Genomic DNA, 19,434 nt, shown 5'->3' on the forward strand with positions numbered 1-19,434 from the left:
CTTTGCCTGCACGCACGGGGGAACAATATATTAAAGGGATTTCAAAGGCTAAGAATAACGTTTGGATTCATGGTGAGAAAGTAGATGATGTTCCTTCTCATCCAGCATTTCGAAACATTGTAAGATCCATTGCTAATCTGTATGACCTCCAGCATGAAAAAGCAGACAAGATGCTCTATACCTCTGAACAGACAGGTGATAAAGTAGGCCTTTCTTTTATCGCTCCTAAAACGGTAGATGATCTCATCCGCCGCCGCGAAATGATTTCTGAGTGGGCGGGCTACACAGGTGGAATGATGGGTCGAACACCTGATTATCTGAATACGAGCGTCATGGCGTTTGGTACGTCGGGTAACTTTTTTGCGCAAAATGATCCGATGTTCGCAGAAAACGCAAGAAAGTATTATGACTATTGCCGTGAAAATGACATTAGCTTAACGCATACACTGATTCATCCACAGACGAATCGTTCGAAAAAGCAGTCTGAGCAAAAAGATCCCTATTTATCTGCTCGTATCGTTGAAAAGAACAAGGACGGAATCGTAGTAAAAGGGGCAAGATTGTTGGCAACACTCGGTGGGGTAACAGATGAGATCGTTGTGTTCCCATCAACGTTGAACAAAGCTTCTTCTGAAGATGATCCATACGCGATGGCTTTTGCTATCCCTAACAATACAGAAGGCTTAAAGTTTTTATGTCGCGAATCGTTTGATACGGGACGAAGCCAATGGGATCATCCGCTTAGTTCGCGATTTGAGGAAAGTGACGCAATTGTTGTTTTTGATAATGTGCTAGTACCTTGGGAGCGCGTTTTCGTAAGCGGCAGCTCAGATATTTGCAATCGAACGTACGTGGAGACGAACGCGATCGTGCATATGGCACATCAAGTAATTGCGAAGAATACGGTAAAAACGGAATTTGTACTTGGTGTCATCTTAAGTATGATGGAATCAATCGGCATCGATGTGTTTCCGCATGTTAAAGAAAAAGCATCTGAAGTGATGCTGATCCTGGAAACGATGCGTTCTCACCTTTATCGTGCAGAGCACAATGCTTCTATTGATAAGTACGGAAACATGACACCGGACTTCGCTCCATTGAACGCAGCTCGTAACTGGTACCCGAAAATGTATCAGCGCATAGTTGAGATTGTGAAAATCCTGGGTGCATCTGGTTTGATGGGGATTCCGACAGAAGCGGATTTTAATGCTGATGACATTGGTGAGCTTGTTCATCGTTATACACAAGGTGCCAACATTGATGGCTACGAGCGCACTCAATTGTTCCGCTTAGCATGGGACATTTCCATCAGTACGTTCGGCGGTCGCCAAGCTCTTTATGAATACTACTTCTTTGGAGATCCGGCACGTATGTCGAACATTTATTATGATCAATTTAACAAAGAGCCATATAAAGCGATGGTGAAGGATTTTCTGCAGCGCGTAAATTCCAAAAGCCATAATTACAGTAGTGTATAGGAGGAGTCGTCATGGATTTTAACATTATACGAATCGCGCGTGTTGTCATGAACGTAACCGACCTCCATGCTTCCCGTGATTTTTATGTAAACGCACTAGGTTTTATTGAAACTGCTGCTACGTCAGAGTGGATGGCACTACGCGGGCTGGAAGAGCACTCTCATCACAGCCTATTGTTGAAAAAAGCAGATAAGCCTGGCGTTCATGTAGTGAGCTATAAAGTTTGGGAAGGTAGCCACTTGAATGAGCTCGAAACCTTTTTTAAAGGAAAAGGCGCGAAAGTACTGTGGAAAGATGCAGATCCTGCAGTTGGGATTGGTAAAACGTTATGTGTAGAAGACCCTTCAGGTATACCTCTTGAGTTTTTTGTTGAGATGGAGAGTGTTGAGCGCTGCATCCAAAAGTATGATCTGTACCGCGGGGCTCGTGTTCAGCGTATCGATCACATCAACTGCATGGTTCCTGATGTGGAAGCGGCTGTTCAGTTCTATACAGATGAACTCGGATTTAGAGTTTCGGAATATACGGCAACAGAAGATGATCGAACATGGGCAGCGTGGCTTCACCGCAAGCCCACTGTTCATGACGTTGCCTTTATGAACGGAGAAGGCCCTCGTCTTCATCACGTAGGCTTTTGGCTGTCTGATCCGATGAGTTTGATTCATTGCTGTGATGTGATGGCGAGCATGGGATATGCGGACAACATCGAGCGAGGACCAGGACGTCACGGCTTATCGAACGCATTCTTCCTCTATGTTCGTGATCCAGATGGAAACCGAATTGAGTTATATAATGGGGACTATCTGACGAGTGATCCGGACTTTAAGCCGATTAAATGGGACATTAACGACCCGAGGCGACAGACGTTCTGGGGACATAAAGCACCTGACAGCTGGTTTAACGAAGCAACCTCTTTCTTGGGTTTGGAAAAAGGAGAGCCTGTAGAGCTGAAAAGTCCGACTCTAGCGCAGCGTAAGCCTGATTTTGTGACTTGATACAGGCGGAAAGTATTAGTGGGATAAAGAAAGCTGACTCCGAGTGAAATGGAGTCAGCTTTTTGGTATATTTTGATGAGTATTTGCTATCGGTAAGTCCGTTTGGTGCAGGTTCATGGAGGCTGGTGCTCGCTCAGGGGGATTTATGCTCGTTCCGGGAATTTATGCTCGCACCGGGAGATTTGGGCTCGCACCGTGAGATTTATGCTCGACCAGCAAGATTTATCTCGCTGAACGAGTCCCATCCAAGATTCACGAGCGCATCGCTCAAAAAAATCCTCACTCCAGTTCATCCTTTATAAAAATAAGCCCGATCTCGGTCAGACGTGTTCCTTTTCGTCCTTTTGCTTTCACGATAAATCCTTTTCTCTCCAAGAGGTCTAAGCGTAATCTGATTTGAGCTTCCGATAGCTTAACGCCTTGTGATTCCAAATCCATCAATAAGCTTTTTCGGCTGGATGCTTTACCAGAACGATGGTTGTGATAGATACAGCTCATAATCGCAACTTCTTCATTAGGAGCTATTAGCGGTAATTCCTCCGAGGTTGTTGCTATCTCTTTGATTACATCTCCACCAAGCGACCTCTCAAAACCACTTATCCTCATTACTTCCTGAGGCAGATCCATTACGGTAATCTTTTCTCCGTCGCAAACAGCGAGCATATAATCAATGGCATTCTTCAATTCTCTAACATTACCTGTCCAGGAACGATTCATAAGATGGCCGACGACTTCGTTCTCCACCTTCATTTTATTCGTAGTACGCATCTTTAAAAAATGACTTAGTAAAATGGGTATATCACCTTTTCGTTCGCGGAGAGCCGGAATTTTCAAATATAGAACATTTAAACGATGATACAGATCTTCGCGGAATAATCCTTGTTTTATGTCAGATGCGAGATCCTTGTTTGTTGCAGAAATTACCCTTACGTCAATAGGGAGTACACGAGTCCCTCCAACTCTCCGTAATTCTTTTTCCTGCAAAACCCGTAAGAGACGTGTTTGTAGTTTAACGCTAATGTCACCAATTTCATCAAGGAAAATAGTGCCGCCATCTGCTTGTTCGAAGAGTCCTTGTTTTCCTCCTTTTTTTGCCCCTGTAAATGCACCTTCTTCATATCCGAATAGTTCACTCTCCAATAAGTCTTCAGAAAGTGCAGAACAGTTTACTGCCAAAAATGGACCGTTTTTTCTTCCCGATTCGTTATGAATAGAACTTGCAAAGAGTTCTTTGCCCGTGCCGCTTTCGCCTTGTATAAGGAGGGAGAGGTCAGTTGCAGCCAGTTTCTTCGCAATATTTTTTGTTCGGACGATCTCTTCTGAGGCGCCGATGATATCGTTAAAAAAATACTTTCCAATATAACCTTTTCGCTTCAGTTCATATCGAGCTGCTTTCTCCATTGAGATCGTCGTGCTCGTGTTTTTAAATGTAGCAATCATCGTCTTTTCAGCCGGCAATGCAAACCGGTGAACCATAACATTTGTATCATTAATCGTAAAGAATTGATCAGATTGTTCGCTTTCCGTATTTGTTAAAAAGTTAAGCAATTCTTTGTCTTTTATCACTTGTTTGATATGTTTACCGACAGCCTGTTTATTTGAAGCAGTTGAAAATATGTTCTCAAGCTCTTTGTTAAATACCGTAATTTTCCCCGTGTAATCGAATGATAAAATCCCATCATTCACTCCATTTAACACTTTGTCCAAATGTTCGTTAAGTTGCAGAGCCTTTTGATTAGCAAGCGCAAGTTTCTTGGATAACTGTATAAATTTCTCTGTAAAACGTTCAGAAATGCTTGTTGCCAGCTCTTCTAAGACTCCAAGTTCGTTCAAAATCTCTGATATAGTAGTAATGTCGATCAAGCGTACGCCGATATTAATAATTCTCTTAACCTCTTTCGGCACGAGATGCATCTCGCCGGGAGTCACAGCGATATCTGCATATTGATAGTGAGGAATGCCAGGATAATAGGGAAAGTAATTCAAGTGATCAATTCCTAGATGTACGAGAGTTTGCACGGACTGTTCTACTGTTTGAGGAAAGTCGTTCACATACATAACATCTGTGCCTTCTGGTAGCTGTAGAAGCTGATCCATATATTCGTAGTTGATGGTGCGTCTTGCCGTAATCACTCTACAAGATTCAATCAAACAGTGAGCTACCTCACGTTTTATAAGATAAGAAGAGAGAATTACAATTTCATTCTCTAATCGTGTAGGAAGCATCTCTTCAGAAGAATAGCTTCTAATATGAAAATAATCGCCTAGTATGGATTGAAGTTGATGGGATAGTGCTATACGTGTTTCTTTTGTACCTGCTAGTAAAACAATCTGTTTTTTTGTATGCATCCTAAACACCTTCTTAATAATGGTCTTTTTTTGGTCATTAATTGGCTATATAACTATTATCTATTAACCATCCATTTAATGAAACTAAAACTTTAAAAACCTTTAACAAGGGAGACAGAATGTTGGCACAATTCTTGCAAATAATACATGATGAATTTTAGAAAAGGGGGAAGAAACGTGGATAAAAAGAAAAGAAAGTTTGAGATGCCGGATACGTTTGTTATCGTATTCTTTGTTGTAGCATTAATGGCTCTATTAACGTATATCATTCCGGCAGGTCAATTTGAAACGAAAGAAACGACCTATACACAAGGCGGAGAAGAGCAGACTAAGACAGTGCTTGTTCCAGACAGCTTCTCGTATGTAAAAGGAGAGGACGGTGAGCCTGCTACTAAAGGTGTCAGCTTGTTTGAAGAAGGCGGCGGTGCCGGATTCTTAAACTATATCTTTGAAGGATTAGTTACTGGGGATAAGTGGGGATCTGCTGTTGGGGTTGTTGCGTTTATCCTTATTATCGGTGGCGCTTTCGGTATTATTATGAAAACACGCGCGATAGAAGATAGTATCTTAAAGATGATTGACCGTACAAAAGGAAAAGAAGTCCTTATTATTCCAATCATGTTCTTGTTATTCTCTTTAGGTGGAGCGGTTTTTGGGATGGGTGAAGAAGCCATAGCGTTTGCGATGATTCTTGTGCCAGTCGTAATTGCTCTTGGTTATGATGCGATTACAGCAGTTATGATTACGTATGTTGCCACACAGATTGGATTTGCAACTTCCTGGATGAATCCATTTGGTGTAGCAATTGCGCAAGGGATTGCTGGAGTTCCTGTATTGTCCGGTGCACCATTCCGTATTGGGATGTGGGCATTCTTTACATTAATAGGTATTGTTTATACATGGATCTATGCTTCTAGAATAAGAAAAGATCCTAAACGTTCATTATCTTATGAGTCCGATGCATATTTCCGGGAAGATTTTAAACAATCGGATATTAAAGCGAATTTTGGAACGGGACATATTCTCATTCTTTTAACAATAGTAGCAGGGGTTATCTGGATTGTATGGGGCGTCGTTAAAAGAGCATACTACATTCCTGAAATTGCAACTCAATTTTTCACAATCGGTTTAGTTGCGGGTATAATTGGAGTAATCTTCAAATTAAATAACATGACAGTAAACGGTATTTCTGATGGATTCAAACAAGGAGCTAGAGATATTCTCCCTGCAGCCCTCATTGTTGGTATGGCAAAAGGGGTTATCATCATGTTAGGTGGAGACAACCCGGCTGAACCTTCTGTTTTAAACACAATGCTTAATGCAGCAGGTGGGCTGGTTTCAGATGTGCCTGTAGCTGTTTCAGCATGGATTATGTATGTCTTCCAAGCCGTGTTCAACTTCTTCATCGTTTCAGGTTCAGGTCAAGCTGCTCTTACAATGCCGTTAATGGCTCCGCTTGCTGACATGGCAGGCGTTACTCGACAAGTGGCAGTACTTGCATTTCAGCTTGGTGACGGATTTACAAACATGATCGTACCGACTTCCGGAGCATTGATGGGAACATTGGGAGCTGCACGTATCGAATGGTCCAAATGGTTCAAATTCCAGATTAAGTTTCAGCTATTGTTGTTTATCTTAGCTTCTATTGTAATTGTTACAGCAGTACTTATTGGTTTTAAATAATCTATCTTTGAAAAAATAAAGGAATGATTCACATGTTTACACTTATAAAAGGCGGTGAGGTATATGCACCTCATTATCTCGGTAAAAAGGATATTCTTTTAGCTGCCGGGAAGATCGCTAGCATCTCAGAAAATATTGATTGGCCTGCACCAGCTCTTGATATTCGTGTTATTGATGCAACAGGGAAAATGGTGACACCAGGTTTTATTGATGCTCATGTTCATATTACTGGAGGCGGCGGTGAAGGAGGATATAAAACAAGAACACCAGAAATCTATCTGACTGATATTACTAAAGCTGGCGTGACAACAGTTGTAGGAGTTATTGGAACAGACGGGATTGGGCGTACGATGACCAACTTGATCGCAAAAGCAAAAGCATTAAAAGAAGAAGGGATCTCATGCTTTGTTCATACTGGTTCCTATCAAGTTCCTGTTAAAACGTTAACTGGGGATATTGAAACAGACATAATGATGATCGAGGAGATTATAGGAGTTGGTGAGATTGCAATCTCTGATCACCGATCAAGCCAGCCGGATGCTCACGAACTTGCAAGACTTGCTTCACAAGCAAGAGTTGCAGGCATGCTTTCGGGAAAAGCGGGAGTGGTTAACATTCACCTAGGTGACAGTAAGCGGATGCTTTCTCTGATTGAAGAAGTGGTTGAGACAACAGATCTGCCGCTCTCTCAGTTTTATCCAACTCATATTAATCGAAACTCGTACTTATTTGAAGCTGGAATTGAGTACGCAAAAAAAGGCGGTATCGTTGATTTTACTACGAGTACAACGAAACAATTCTTAGAAGAAGGCGAAGTCAAGTGTAGTCTAGGTTTAAAAAAAATGCTGGATGCTGGTGTGGCTATTGAACAAATAACCTTCACGTCTGATGCGCAAGGAAGCTTACCTTCTTTTAACGATTATGGTGAATTTACAGGATTAAGAATCGGAAAGGTTGATTCTCTTTACAATGAAGTGAAAGACTCGGTTTTACAAGAAGGAATACCGTTTCAAAACGCCATTCAAACGATTACTTCTAATCCAGCAAGAGTACTTAAACTAAAACAAAAAGGAAGGCTGGAAGTGGGGCTTGATGCTGATCTTGTCATCATAAATGAAGACTTTGGCATACATTCAGTGATTGCATTAGGACAACTCATGGTCCATGACGGTGTCGCTATTATAAAAGGAACGTTTGAAGAGTAAGGAAGCGAGCGTATCGCTTCCTTTTTCACTTTCAACTTATGAAATATATGGTAAAATAGGTGACATACATAATTTTTCTTAAAAGGTGGCGATGATGTGGCAAAACAAGAAATTCCAACAACGTTAAGTCCAGAATTGTTTGAACACCTGCAAGGCGAACAACTTGTCCTCTTAGGGACCGTTGACGTAGAAACGAAAGCTCCATCTGTTAACGCGATATCATGGGTAAAGAGTTTGTCGAGAGAGAAGATTCGGTTTACGGTTACGAACAATTCACGCATCGTAACAAACATTAAAGATAATCCTCATGTGGTGCTTACAGTAGTAGGGCTCGAAACCGTGTATTCGATAAATGGAAAAGCCAACATACTGCAAGAAACAATGGAAGGCGTCCCGTTAAAGCTTGCGAAAATTGAAGTAGATATTGATCAAGTGTTCGAGAGTATGTTCTGGGGTGCTAAGATCGTCCAAGAACCAGTTTATGAAAAGACGTATAATGAAAAGAAAGCGAAAGAATTAGATGTACAAGTATATGCCGCTCTGATGAAGTAAGGCTGACTTTTTAGCAACTAGAAGAATCGTACAAACCGTCAAAACACTATGTTGTGGCGGTTTTTTGTTTATATTTAGATTTGTACACATAAGGGTATATGAAAAAAGGGGGAAATAATATGCCGATCATTTACCGATTGTTTCTTTTATCAGGATTTATTTCAATATTCGTGGGAATTACAAAGATCACGAGTCTTGTGGAAACAAAAGCAGTTGGTCTGAATATTTGGGGATATTTTCTCCTGCTATGGGGTATTGCTGCATTTTTATGTGCGCTAAACCGTTTTAATATTCGGTGGATAAACAAACTATTGGCTGCAATGGGAGTACTAATACATGGAACAATAGTGATGTTTAGTCTATTGTTTCCTTTGGAAGCTGAGACAAAAGCAATGGATGTTATTAATTTCTTGTACCCTTTGATGTCTTTTATCTCTGTATGTTGCTGCGCGTTTATTCTGGGACAAAAAAGTTATAAATCACATTCAAAAACATTCAGCAAATAGTGAACTTTTTTCACTTTATGATAAAATTAAGTGATCAACTCCTTGTTTTTCTTTAAGGTTGTTTTAAACAAGGTAACTGTGGCAACGATGAGGGTATGAGGAAGAAAAGGGTGAACGATTGATGGACTGGCGAAACTGGGAACGATATTTTACTGAAAAAAACATATTAGAGCTACTTGATCAATACAAAGATCTAGGTTTCTTGCCAGGAGTATTGCTACCTATGCTTGAATCATTTCTGCCGATCCTTCCGCTTTTTATATTTGTAGCGGGAAATGCAGCAGCATACGGATTTTGGTTAGGCTTTCTATATTCGTGGATTGGGGTTTGCGTTGGTTCTATCATTGTGTTCTTACTAGTTCGACGATTTGGACAAAAACGATTTTTGAATTTTTTAAACAGACATACAAACACAACTCGAATGCTAGGATGGGTAGAGAGGCATGGTTTCGGTATGCTTTTTCTAATTTACTGCTTTCCGTTTACTCCATCCGCTCTAGTTAACGTTGTAGGCGGATTATCTCGTATTAATGTTAAAACCTTCCTGCTTGCATTAACTCTCGGTAAATTGGTGATGATCGCGATCGTTTCTTTTATCGGCTATGATTTTATTGATGTGTTGAAGAGCCCTTTAAAACTTGGGATGATTGCTTTTGGCATTTTTGTATTGTGGCTAGGTGGTAAAATAGTTGAATCAAGACTTAAAGAATCAGAGCATCGGGCGTGATGATAACGCCCGATGCTTTTTTGCTTTCACGAAGCTCTTTTTCCTTGAATATAGTTAAAAAAGAGGAAAGGAGACTTTGTATTGATTAAGATCAAGTCACAAAAGCAGATTGAAAAGATGCATGAGGCAGGAAGGCTGCTCGCATCTTGTCATAAAGAATTAAGTAAGCTTGTTACACCAGGTACAACAACATTGAAACTTGACCAATTTGTTGAGAAGTATTTATTAAATCACGGAGCAAAGGCTGCTCAAAAAGGATATATGGGCTATCCTTTTGCAACTTGCGCTTCTGTAAATGATGAAGTATGTCACGGGCTTCCGAATAAAAAACCGTTAAGAGAAGGGGATATCGTAACGATTGATTTTGTGGTGAATCTAAACGGGTGGTTAGCGGATTCTGCTTGGTCATATGGAGTAGGAAACGTTTCTAAGAAGTCTGAAGACCTGATGGAAACAACAAAGAAAGCTCTATATAAAGGCATAGAACAAGCTCAAGTTGGTAATCGTATAGGTGATATTGGTCATGCGATCCAATCCTATGCTGAGAATAAGGGCTATTCTATTGTTCGAGAGTTTATCGGGCATGGTATTGGCCGTCACATACACGAAGAGCCTCAAGTTCATCATATCGGAGAGCGAAATACGGGAATTACTTTAAAAGAGGGTATGGTTATAACCATTGAGCCTATACTCAATGGAGGTCTGCCGCATGTTAGTTTGTTGCAGGATGGTTGGACGGCCGTCACTTATGATGGAAGTCTATCCGCACAATATGAACATACTGTTGCTATTACCAAAGATGGGCCAATTATTTTAACAGAACAAGCTTAAAATAAACATTGCCGCATATTCTTAATGAAGAGCGGTAATTTTTTTTGGTCTTAAGGTTATTTTTTTAAAGTAACTTGACATATACAAGTTACTCATTGTAACATACTAACATAAAGTAAGTAAAAATCATGAAAAGAAAGAGGGTATTACGAGATGGTATCATTAGGATTACTTATTATTCGATTAGTAGTGGGTCTAGCTCTAGCAGCACATGGAGCGCAAAAGTTGTTTGGATGGTTTGGCGGCTACGGGTTAAAAGGAACTGGGGGCTGGATGGAATCCATCGGTATCAAACCAGGGTATACGATGGCTCTATTAGCAGGTCTTGCTGAATTTGCAGGAGGACTTCTGTTTGCTGCCGGTTTATTCACAGAAATTGGTGCTGTTCTGATTGCTGGTACGATGCTTGTGGCTGCTGTTAAAGTTCACTTGCAGAACGGGTTTTGGGTAACGGCGAACGGTTATGAATTTAACCTTGTTTTAATCGCTGTAGTGGTAGGAGTCGCCTTAATTGGTGCAGGAGATTATTCTCTTGATTACCTTTGGTTAAAATAGAATGGAATACAGAATTAGAATGATGAAACCACTTTATGACAAGTGGTTTTTTTCTTTGGTCATAAACGGTATTACACACGGAGAGGATCAGAAGAAAAGATTCAATACGATACCATAGTCATAGTTTGAAAAATCACTTATAATGGTGAAGTACTTTTATAAGGAGGTGACGTTCCTTGTTTAAAGAGATGTCAGAAAACCAGATTTTATTATATGTCATAAAAAACTTAAAAGAGTTGCGGAAAAAAGAGTTCCAACTTTTAATCGATGAACTTCACCCGTATGATATTGCAAATGTTTATAAAAATTTGCCTGAGAAGCACAGACATAAGTTTGTTACCTTTTTAACAACGAGACAGATTGCCTCTTTGATTCAAGAATTAGAAAGTGATCTTCAGATGGAGATTCTGAACAAGCTAGGCATTGAGCGGTCATCTCACATCATGAACTTAATGGAGAACGATGACTTAGCTGATCTTCTTGGCAACTTGGAAGTTAATGAGATCCAAGATTTCCTATCTTCCATGAAAGCAGATGAATCGAAAACGGTTCAAAGCCTTATGCAATATGATTCAGATACTGCTGGTGGTATCATGACCAACCGGTTTGTATGGATTCCACAAGTTTATACAGTTAGAGATGCGGTTGAAAAGCTAAAAACATTCGCCGGTTTCGCAGAGAATATTTATTACTTATATGTAATTGATGACGATAGAAAGCTTGTTGGTGTAGTCTCTTATCGTGATCTATTATTAGCAGAGATGGATGAGAAGATTGAGGAAATCATGTACAGCAGGGTTATATCCGTACCTGCGGAGACAGATCAAGAAGAAGTAGCGCGTACCATTGAGCGCTATGACTTTATTGCGGTCCCTGTAACGGATGAACATGATCGTTTGATCGGGATTGTTACAGTCGATGATGTGCTTGATGTATTAATTGAAGAAGCTAATGAAGACATCGAGAAGTTATCGGCAACGGGTAAATCCATTGATTTTCAGACGAGTGCACTTGTAGCTTCCTATAGAAGACTGCCATGGCTTATTCTGCTTTTGTTTATAGGAATTCTATCTGGAAGTATTATTAGCACGTTTGAAGGAACGATTGAACGCGCGGTTGCACTAACGTACTTTATGCCAATGATTGCAGGTATGACAGGGAATACGGGCACACAATCTCTTGCGGTTGTAGTTCGTGGACTTGTATCTCATGACATCGATCGCCCGACCATTATGAAACTAATACTCCGGGAATTTGGTGTTGGTTTTATCATTGGGATTACATGTGGAATCCTCATTTCGATCGTAGCTTATCTTTGGAAAGGGAATTTAATATTGGGGCTAGTTGTTGGTAGCTCTTTGTTCTTTACATTAATAATCGGTACGCTTGCAGGAACACTTATTCCTTTATTACTCTACAGATTTAAGATTGACCCAGCTGTAGCTTCAGGACCTCTTATTACCACACTGAATGATATTTTTTCCCTTTTGGTATACTTTGGTACGGCAACAATGTTCTTATCCTATTTACTATAAAAAGTTATAGAGAAATGTAGTCGCCATTATCTGTTTTATTACAAACAAGTAGCGTTAATAAAAATCAGTCTTCGGACTGATTTTTTATTTTGAAAAAATGTTGCATTTTCCCAGTTTGCGGATAAAATTAAAACAACATAAGGAGGAGAGTACTAATGATAGTGAAGCTGGATCAAACGTGGCACGAAAAAGTTATGGACTATTTAAGTGAAGAACCTGCACTAAACTTATTTATTATTGCTGACATTGAGAATTTTGGTTATGAAACAGATTCTCAAGATGTCTGGGCAGATGTTGATGATAACGGAACGATTACAGGTATTCTTCTCCGTTATAAAGGAAACTACCTTCCTTATGGAAAAGGGGAGATTAACGCACAAGCATTTTCAGAAATCATCAATGGAGATACAAGCTATGAAATGCTTTCTGGTAAAAAAGAAATTACCGAGCAGTTTATTCCCTTTTTAAATTTTGAGCGAACAAAAGAATTGTATTTTGCTGAATTGAAGGATGCTAAATCATTAAACAAAAAGATTCCTAGACAAAACATCTTACAAGCAGAGCCAAAAGATGTAGATAGCCTTATGGAATTAAAATACTTGATCAAAGAGTTCTCTATTGGAAAAACAGCTAGAGAAAGCTTGGAACAAGCATTAACGACGAAAACAGGTCGGACTTACTTTATAAAGGAAGAGGATGTAGTTGTTTCTTGTGCATCTTCTACGGCTGAAAATTCAGTGTCAGCGATGATTGTCGGCGTTTGTTCACACCCGGAAAAAAGAAACAAAGGGTATGCTTCACTATGCATGGAAGCACTATGCAACGATATTTTAGCTGAAGGAAAAACACTCTGTCTTTTCTATGATAATCCAAAAGCTGGCTCCATCTATAAGCGTTTAGGTTTTGAAGATATTGGGTTTTGGAGTATGAACTATGCTGTTCAAACAGCCGAAATACAAAACCAACAAGAAAAAGTGTTATAAGCAAAAAGATTGTTGCTTTTCTCCTTTTCTCCTTTGACAATTGTTTGGAGTGGAAGGTGCGTGCCTACCACATGAAATACCTCTTGCAAGGCATGCGATGAGGAAGTTTACTACGATAGCAATAACGTGTAGACGCAGGAGCAAGAGATCTATAAAGGTGGGAATTCCGAAAATTGGAAGTGGCTCACCGCCTGCCCCGTGGAAAGCGAGCAGCCTGGAACGGAAATCAACACTACCAAAAGCAACAAAGTTTACGAAAATAGCTTAAAAAAAGACGGCAAAATCGCTCTCTATCGATTCCGCCGTCTTTCTCTATTGTTACCCAAGCTTCCGTTCTGAAGCTTGTTCATGTGAAGTATTCTTTTCTTCATTAGAAGTTCTTAGTGGAATTTCTTTCAAGAATAAGAAGGTTAGTAAGAATGCAGTACCAATCACGATGGCACCAGTCAAAAACACACCGTTTAAAGCATGACTCAGTGACTCGCGCAAAATACCCAGCACTTGTTTAATGACGTTTAAGGATTCAGGTGGTAATGCGCTAAATTTTTCTAAAACAGCTTCTTGGTTCAGCAACACTTGTGGGTTCGCCAGCTCTTTAATCTGCTCGCCCATTTCAGATGTAAAATTAGGAGAAGATGCGATTAACTTTTGAGACTCTTTGTTAAAGTGGTCTGCTAGAGAGTTGTTCATTACACTTCCCATGATTGAAACACCAATCGTTCCGCCAAGCTGTCTGAACAGCTGAACAGATGAAGTCGCAACACCCAAATACTTATGCTCAATCGCGTTCTGAACAGTTAAGGTGAAGATCGGAAATGCGATTCCAAGTCCAGAACCAACGAGAATCATATTAAGGATTGCTGTCGTATTAGTCGTTTGAGTATCCATAAAATGCATGCTCGTCATACCACTGACCATGATGAACAATCCAAGCATAGCCAATTTCTTGTACTTACCTGTCTTTGTTATGATCTGCCCGCTCATTGTGCTTCCTGCAACCATAGCAAGTGTTAAGGGCATCATTACGAAACCGGATTTAGTTGCGGAAGTTCCCATTACACCTTGAATAAAGAAAGGCATATACATGATAGACCCAAACATGCCAGCCCCTAAGAAGAATCCGATTATATTAGAAACGGTGAACACTTTATTTTTGAACATATCAAGTGGTAGGACAGGGCTTGATACACGCTTTTCCGTTGCAACAAACAAAAAGAAAGCTACGATCGTTACAATGAAAAGTCCGATGATTTCTACAGAAACCCAATCATATTGATTTCCTGCCCAGGTAAATGATAGGAGAAGAGGAACCATTGTTAACGTTAATAGCAACGAACCTGTGTAATCAATAGATTCTTTCTCCTTTCTTTTTACAGAAGGAAATAAAAAGTATATAGCAGCAAAAGCGACAAGGCCAAAAGGAAGGAAGATCCAGAATACCCAATGCCAATGAAAGTGATCGACGATGTATCCTCCTAATGTAGGGCCAAACACGCTTGCTAAACCGAAAACGCTGCTCATAATACCTTGCCATCTGCCGCGTTCGCGAGGTGGAAATAGATCACCAACTGCTGTGAAAGCTGTTGACATGATCATACCGCCTCCAAAACCTTGAACACCTCTATATAAGATGAGTTCTAGAATGCTTCCAGATATACCGCATAAAAGTGAACCTGCTGTAAATACGCCGATCCCTAAAAGGATAAATGGTTTTCTTCCATAGATGTCAGATAATTTTCCAACTAAAATAGCTGTGATACTTGAAGTGAGCATGAAAATCGTAAAAACCCAGCTGTAGTATTCAATTCCACCAAGATCAGCAATGATCTTTGGTAGGGACGTACCAACAATTGTTTGGTTTAACGCTGCAAAAAGCATAGCAGACATGATGGAAAGCATAATAATAACTTTCCGCCGCATTTCTAGATGTTCCATTCATCGTCCTCCTATTCATGTTATAAATATTTCACAATGTGAATTATTTTAGAAAAGGAAAACTGCTTCATTAATCAAGCAGTTTTGTTGAAGAATCTATCATTCGCTTTATGTCTTCGTCTGTTAAAGCAGCAAACTTTTTTTCTAGGTAATTATTTTTAATGCTGTCCATTTTTCGTGCGATTTCTTTACCGTCTTCAGTAATTTCCAAATAGACGATCCGACGGTCTGAATCCGATCGTACGCGCTGAATATAGTTCTTGCCAACAAGCCGATCAGTAACTGCAGTAATATGGCTTGAGGAAACTTTTAATTCGTTAGCGATTTCGGAAGCCATTAAAGGACTTTGAATAAATAAAGTCTGAAGAACAGCAAACTCATTGCTAGGAATATAATCAGAGTACACTTCGTTTAGACCTTTTCTTAACGTACGAAAAAGTCTACGTAGGCTCATTTCCAATTCGCGTTCTAAATCGTTTCTTAATGGGGTTTGTTCTCTATTTTCCATTTTAACACCCTTGCTTTTTGTTTCTTCTTCTACTAGTATATGATAATTTATATTTAATAAGAAAGAAAGTAAAAGGTTTAGGGAGAAACGGATTATGAAAAATTCAACATTATTTTTTGTGCTTTTAGGCATTGGATTTTTGATAGGAACAGCTTACTGGGTTTGGGCGATCACAACTCAATCACAACCAGGTGGATTGTAAAAAAAGAGCCGTAATGGCTCTTTTCTTGTTTTAACAAACACTTCTAATTTAAATAAATGGGAGGTGTTGAGATGAAAGAAAAGTATCAGATTATAACTCAACTTATTAAGAAGGAATGGAAGCAACGCCCAGGCGGTAATCGTGTACCACGTTATGCGGTTGCTCACGATACCGGTAACCCTAACTCAACTGCTCAGCAGAATTATGATTATTTCAACAGCAGACAGCTAGACGCTTCAGCACATGTTTTCATAGATGATAAACAGATATTATTGATTATTCCATTACATGAAAAAGCATGGCACGTTCGCTCTAACGTATCGGATGCCAATGAATGGGGAATTGGAGTAGAGCTGTGCTATGGACCGTCGATTGATTTTAACAAAGCTTATAGCCGTTACGTATGGTTTTTTGCTTATTTATGTGAGATGTACCATTGGGACCCCGCTCGGGACATAAAAGGCCACTTTCAGTTAGATCCCAAACGTAGAACGGATCCTTTAAACTGTTTTCACCAATACGGTAAGACATTTCCGTTTTTCATTGAAGATGTTAAGTATGAGTTGAAAAAGTTTGTTGTTAATCAGAACGAGTTTAAAGAACTTGTTACTGCAGAAGGAAGGCTCTATAAGGTGCAGATAGGAGCATTTACATCAAGAAAAAATGCCGAAAATCTTTCTCGAAAAGCTAAAGCTGCAGGATTTGCTGTTCATATCGATTATTCTTAAGAATAATAGCGAAAACAGCCTTGAAAGTAGTTGGATTCTATTCCAGGTTGCTCGCTTGCCTCGGGGCAGGCGGTGAAAAGACCAATTTTTGTGAGAATAGGTTTTAAGTATACAAATTAATGGTAAACAAGGAGGAGGTATGCCATATTTTCTGTGTACATAGGGGGAAACAGTAGAACATGGAGCAACAATTGAGGGAATTAGGGAAAAAGATCATTGAACATAAATATGATCTATCAAAGAAAATTGATGAGGTGCGCTTATCACGTGGTGAGCAACCAGCAGATCTTACGGAGTTTGTGCTGAAATTACGGGGAGAACTATTTTCATTCTTTGGACAAGCTCTTTATGAAGACATGAGAACATCTGAAGAGCAATTTATTAGCTGGGGAAGAAAGAATGGTGAGCTTGCTGTTCAACACGAAGTTCCATTAGATAAAGCCTTAAGCAGTACTAGGTACTATAGAATGGTACTATGGAATTTCATTCGTAACGAAATGAACAACGAGAAATTCACCGTTGAAACAGTTCTGAAAGCTGCATCGATCATCGACCCATTATTGGATGAAACGGTACATGCTTTTAGTGTCGCATACGTTGAAAATAATAATCGTGTACTTGGATTGGCTCGAGAAGCGATTGAAGAGCTCTCTGTACCTGTTGTAAGATTGACAAGAGCAGTTGCAGTTCTTCCACTCGTAGGTACGATTGATACGCATCGGTCAAAGTTGATTATGGAAACGTCCCTTCAAAAATGCATGGAATTACAAATCGAACATCTATTTATCGATCTATCTGGTGTAGCAGTGATTGATACGATGGTAGCTCATAATTTATTTAAAGTTATCAATTCTCTTAAGCTTTTAGGTGTTAATGTAACCTTGAGCGGGATGAGACCTGAGCTCGCACAAACAGTCGTATCGCTAGGAATCAGTTTCGACGGATTTTCTATTGCTGGAAACTTGTATCAGGAGCTTGAAGCGATGGGGATACGACCTCAAAAGAATAAATAAAATAAAAATACTTGCCTTTTTATTAAGGCAGGTATTTTTTTCTAGTATAAAAAGAACGTTTGTTCGCATATAATATAAAAAAGGAGGTTGCTTCATGACTAACTTATTAATGAGATGCATAGAAGAACGAGTTGGAATAGAAATGATCTACCTCTCACAAAAAGGTGATATTTCACATCGGGTTGTAATTCCATACTCTTTTGACGGTCAAACCATTAAAGGATACTGTTCAGCCAGAAAGCAGATTCGAAGTTTTCACATAAGAAACATATTATCCGTACATTCACGTTTTTTGTCTTCTTGAGATTGGAGGGATTGTCGTGCAATATGGAAGCGAAGAAGAGCGTTCGCTTATTGAAAAATTTGTGATGTATCCGATTTTACTTACAGTGTTTAATCGAGATCTGCAGATTATTAACGGCTCTCCATTTAAATTGAGACAGCCATACGTTGCATTAGTAGAGCAAATTATGAATCAAATCAGCAAGGATCTATTTGATGTAAGAATCGAATTGAGAAAACGAAGAATTAAAGTAATGGATGCACGGCGTGAGGAAGATATTACAGAATATGAAATCTTTATTAGGGGTTACCGTGAGATTATGAGGTTTCCAAACATCCATCTAAAAAATAAAGCAGAAACTCTTATGCTTTATTATCTACAAGTGACCATAGAATAATGGATAAAGCGTGCAAGTTTCATTTTTTATAACAACTGTATACAATGAACGTATTGCAGGAACATAAGATAATGATAATAGGATTAGAATTTGAATTGAGGAACGTTATGGAACACTTTATCCAGCTAGCCAGAAAATTGAACAAGGAGATTATGATTGAAAGTCAGAGCCCTTTTGATCCGGTATGTCCCGTTAATACTCCACACCCTTGGCAGATGCTAGGCTGTGGGAATTATGCAGCGGTTTTTTCACATCCCGATCATCCAGATTATGTAGTTAAGATTTATGGCAGGGATGAGCACGAATTATTAGAGGAAAAAAAGGTTTATGATCGACTAGGCACACACCCAGGATTTTCTGTTTGCTATTATTCGGAACAACGGTTTTTAATCTTAAAACGTATTGAAGGAATGACTCTTTACGACTGCGTGCATAAAGGAGTAAAGATCCATGAAAATGTGATTTATGACATTGACGAAGCAGTAAGGCATGCGAGAGACAAGGGATTGTTTCCTAATGATGTGCATGGGAAAAATGTGATGATATCCAATAATAGAGGAATTATTGTGGATGTTTCTGATTTTAGTCGATATGAAACTTGCAGAAAATGGAAGGATTTACGAAGGGCTTATTTCACCATTTACAAGAAAACTCTTTATCACTTTCCCATAAAGATTCCGTATTTTGTTTTGAACGGAGTAAGGATAGGGTATAGGTACTACAGAAAGTTAAAAATATCCAAAAGTAAAGGTCATAAATAATAGGTCTAATGAATCATTAAAATCGTTGGCACAAATTACCTAAGTAGGATATAATAACTATAAATCAATAGAAACCTTTGTTATTAAGGGCAAACCAGTTGAAAAGCTGGGACGCAAAGCTATGGGCCTAAAGTATGGTGAACATGCAATGGCAGCCGGTTGCCAAAGGGAAACGGACTCATGTTTAGACACAAGCGTTTCTATGAAG

Annotated in this window: 19 protein-coding genes and 1 riboswitch; of the genes, 16 read left to right on the forward strand and 3 right to left on the reverse strand. The window is 39.4% G+C overall.

The features are described from left to right. The first annotated feature begins 2 nt into the window (after positions 1 to 2). Complete coding sequence (gene hpaB, locus I5J82_RS04140; protein WP_198766784.1) at positions 3 to 1,478, forward strand: 4-hydroxyphenylacetate 3-monooxygenase, oxygenase component; 1,476 nt, start codon at positions 3 to 5, stop codon at positions 1,476 to 1,478. Between the two features lie 11 nt (positions 1,479 to 1,489). Further along, positions 1,490 to 2,473, forward strand: coding sequence for a 3,4-dihydroxyphenylacetate 2,3-dioxygenase (gene hpaD, locus I5J82_RS04145; RefSeq protein ID WP_198766785.1), 984 nt, complete (start codon positions 1,490 to 1,492; stop codon positions 2,471 to 2,473). Between the two features lie 279 nt (positions 2,474 to 2,752). Here the strand turns inward: hpaD and I5J82_RS04150 are convergent, their stop codons facing one another. Continuing rightward, positions 2,753 to 4,822 (reverse strand): sigma 54-interacting transcriptional regulator, encoded by a 2,070-nt coding sequence (locus tag I5J82_RS04150; RefSeq protein ID WP_198766786.1) that lies wholly within the window; start codon positions 4,820 to 4,822, stop codon positions 2,753 to 2,755. A 177-nt stretch (positions 4,823 to 4,999) separates the two neighbouring features. Here I5J82_RS04150 and yfcC point away from each other — a divergent pair, with 177 nt between their 5' ends. The 9 genes from yfcC (at position 5,000) to I5J82_RS04195 (ending at position 13,399) form a co-directional block, all read left to right on the forward strand. After that, positions 5,000 to 6,505: a putative basic amino acid antiporter YfcC gene (gene yfcC, locus I5J82_RS04155; protein WP_332873628.1), complete on the forward strand. Its 1,506-nt coding sequence runs from the start codon at positions 5,000 to 5,002 to the stop codon at positions 6,503 to 6,505. Between the two features lie 32 nt (positions 6,506 to 6,537). After that, positions 6,538 to 7,710: a beta-aspartyl-peptidase gene (iadA, locus tag I5J82_RS04160; protein WP_198766787.1), complete on the forward strand. Its 1,173-nt coding sequence runs from the start codon at positions 6,538 to 6,540 to the stop codon at positions 7,708 to 7,710. A gap of 96 nt (positions 7,711 to 7,806) precedes the next feature. Then, a complete protein-coding gene (locus I5J82_RS04165; protein WP_332873629.1) occupies positions 7,807 to 8,262 on the forward strand; it encodes a pyridoxamine 5'-phosphate oxidase family protein in 456 nt (151 codons plus the stop codon). Positions 8,263 to 8,381: 119 nt separating this feature from the next. Continuing rightward, positions 8,382 to 8,768, forward strand: a complete 387-nt coding sequence (locus I5J82_RS04170; RefSeq protein ID WP_198766788.1) for a hypothetical protein — start codon at positions 8,382 to 8,384, stop codon at positions 8,766 to 8,768. A gap of 121 nt (positions 8,769 to 8,889) precedes the next feature. Further along, complete coding sequence (locus I5J82_RS04175) at positions 8,890 to 9,495, forward strand: TVP38/TMEM64 family protein (RefSeq protein ID WP_198766789.1); 606 nt, start codon at positions 8,890 to 8,892, stop codon at positions 9,493 to 9,495. Positions 9,496 to 9,576: 81 nt separating this feature from the next. Beyond that, complete coding sequence (gene map, locus I5J82_RS04180) at positions 9,577 to 10,326, forward strand: type I methionyl aminopeptidase (protein WP_198766790.1); 750 nt, start codon at positions 9,577 to 9,579, stop codon at positions 10,324 to 10,326. 153 nt (positions 10,327 to 10,479) lie between these two features. Beyond that, positions 10,480 to 10,881, forward strand: a complete 402-nt coding sequence (locus tag I5J82_RS04185) for a DoxX family protein (RefSeq protein ID WP_198766791.1) — start codon at positions 10,480 to 10,482, stop codon at positions 10,879 to 10,881. Positions 10,882 to 11,057: 176 nt separating this feature from the next. Beyond that, positions 11,058 to 12,416: a magnesium transporter gene (gene mgtE / locus I5J82_RS04190; RefSeq protein WP_198766792.1), complete on the forward strand. Its 1,359-nt coding sequence runs from the start codon at positions 11,058 to 11,060 to the stop codon at positions 12,414 to 12,416. A gap of 155 nt (positions 12,417 to 12,571) precedes the next feature. Then, positions 12,572 to 13,399 (forward strand): GNAT family N-acetyltransferase, encoded by an 828-nt coding sequence (locus I5J82_RS04195; protein WP_198766793.1) that lies wholly within the window; start codon positions 12,572 to 12,574, stop codon positions 13,397 to 13,399. A 318-nt stretch (positions 13,400 to 13,717) separates the two neighbouring features. Here the strand turns inward: I5J82_RS04195 and I5J82_RS04200 are convergent, their stop codons facing one another. Further along, on the reverse strand, positions 13,718 to 15,334 hold the full coding sequence (locus I5J82_RS04200) for an MDR family MFS transporter (RefSeq protein WP_198766794.1): 1,617 nt from the start codon (positions 15,332 to 15,334) through the stop codon (positions 13,718 to 13,720). A 70-nt stretch (positions 15,335 to 15,404) separates the two neighbouring features. Further along, positions 15,405 to 15,842 carry a MarR family winged helix-turn-helix transcriptional regulator gene (locus I5J82_RS04205; protein ID WP_198766795.1) on the reverse strand — a complete coding sequence of 146 codons (438 nt, stop codon included), beginning with the start codon at positions 15,840 to 15,842 and terminating at the stop codon, positions 15,405 to 15,407. Between the two features lie 273 nt (positions 15,843 to 16,115). On the opposite strand from I5J82_RS04205, the gene I5J82_RS20485 reads away from it, so the two are divergent. The 5 genes from I5J82_RS20485 (at position 16,116) to I5J82_RS04230 (ending at position 19,226) form a co-directional block, all read left to right on the forward strand. Next, a complete protein-coding gene (locus tag I5J82_RS20485) occupies positions 16,116 to 16,772 on the forward strand; it encodes an N-acetylmuramoyl-L-alanine amidase (protein WP_269819558.1) in 657 nt (218 codons plus the stop codon). Between the two features lie 179 nt (positions 16,773 to 16,951). Next, positions 16,952 to 17,785 carry an STAS domain-containing protein gene (locus I5J82_RS04215; protein ID WP_198766796.1) on the forward strand — a complete coding sequence of 278 codons (834 nt, stop codon included), beginning with the start codon at positions 16,952 to 16,954 and terminating at the stop codon, positions 17,783 to 17,785. Between the two features lie 94 nt (positions 17,786 to 17,879). Next, on the forward strand, positions 17,880 to 18,089 hold the full coding sequence (locus I5J82_RS04220; protein ID WP_198766797.1) for a hypothetical protein: 210 nt from the start codon (positions 17,880 to 17,882) through the stop codon (positions 18,087 to 18,089). A 16-nt stretch (positions 18,090 to 18,105) separates the two neighbouring features. Then, positions 18,106 to 18,465: a YhjD family protein gene (locus I5J82_RS04225; RefSeq protein WP_198766798.1), complete on the forward strand. Its 360-nt coding sequence runs from the start codon at positions 18,106 to 18,108 to the stop codon at positions 18,463 to 18,465. Between the two features lie 107 nt (positions 18,466 to 18,572). Continuing rightward, complete coding sequence (locus I5J82_RS04230; RefSeq protein WP_198766799.1) at positions 18,573 to 19,226, forward strand: serine/threonine protein kinase; 654 nt, start codon at positions 18,573 to 18,575, stop codon at positions 19,224 to 19,226. A 78-nt stretch (positions 19,227 to 19,304) separates the two neighbouring features. Continuing rightward, positions 19,305 to 19,393: riboswitch (cyclic di-GMP riboswitch) on the forward strand. Positions 19,394 to 19,434: the final 41 nt, after the last annotated feature.

Source organism: Fictibacillus halophilus (genome assembly GCF_016401385.1).
Taxonomy (GTDB): domain Bacteria; phylum Bacillota; class Bacilli; order Bacillales; family Fictibacillaceae; genus Fictibacillus; species Fictibacillus halophilus.

Excerpts from the sequence above, each read along its gene's own strand:
- I5J82_RS04150 (WP_198766786.1), bottom strand. The coding sequence starts at position 4,822 with ATGCATACAAAAAAACAGATTGTTTTACTAGCAGGTACAAAAGAAACA.
- I5J82_RS04185 (WP_198766791.1), top strand. The coding sequence starts at position 10,480 with ATGGTATCATTAGGATTACTTATTATTCGATTAGTAGTGGGTCTAGCT.
- I5J82_RS20485 (WP_269819558.1), top strand. The coding sequence starts at position 16,116 with ATGAAAGAAAAGTATCAGATTATAACTCAACTTATTAAGAAGGAATGG.
- I5J82_RS04195 (WP_198766793.1), top strand. The coding sequence starts at position 12,572 with ATGATAGTGAAGCTGGATCAAACGTGGCACGAAAAAGTTATGGACTAT.
- I5J82_RS04170 (WP_198766788.1), top strand. The coding sequence starts at position 8,382 with ATGCCGATCATTTACCGATTGTTTCTTTTATCAGGATTTATTTCAATA.
- I5J82_RS04230 (WP_198766799.1), top strand. The coding sequence starts at position 18,573 with ATGGAACACTTTATCCAGCTAGCCAGAAAATTGAACAAGGAGATTATG.
- I5J82_RS04205 (WP_198766795.1), bottom strand. The coding sequence starts at position 15,842 with ATGGAAAATAGAGAACAAACCCCATTAAGAAACGATTTAGAACGCGAA.
- I5J82_RS04200 (WP_198766794.1), bottom strand. The coding sequence starts at position 15,334 with ATGGAACATCTAGAAATGCGGCGGAAAGTTATTATTATGCTTTCCATC.
- iadA (WP_198766787.1), top strand. The coding sequence starts at position 6,538 with ATGTTTACACTTATAAAAGGCGGTGAGGTATATGCACCTCATTATCTC.
- I5J82_RS04220 (WP_198766797.1), top strand. The coding sequence starts at position 17,880 with ATGACTAACTTATTAATGAGATGCATAGAAGAACGAGTTGGAATAGAA.
- I5J82_RS04175 (WP_198766789.1), top strand. The coding sequence starts at position 8,890 with ATGGACTGGCGAAACTGGGAACGATATTTTACTGAAAAAAACATATTA.
- I5J82_RS04215 (WP_198766796.1), top strand. The coding sequence starts at position 16,952 with ATGGAGCAACAATTGAGGGAATTAGGGAAAAAGATCATTGAACATAAA.
- hpaD (WP_198766785.1), top strand. The coding sequence starts at position 1,490 with ATGGATTTTAACATTATACGAATCGCGCGTGTTGTCATGAACGTAACC.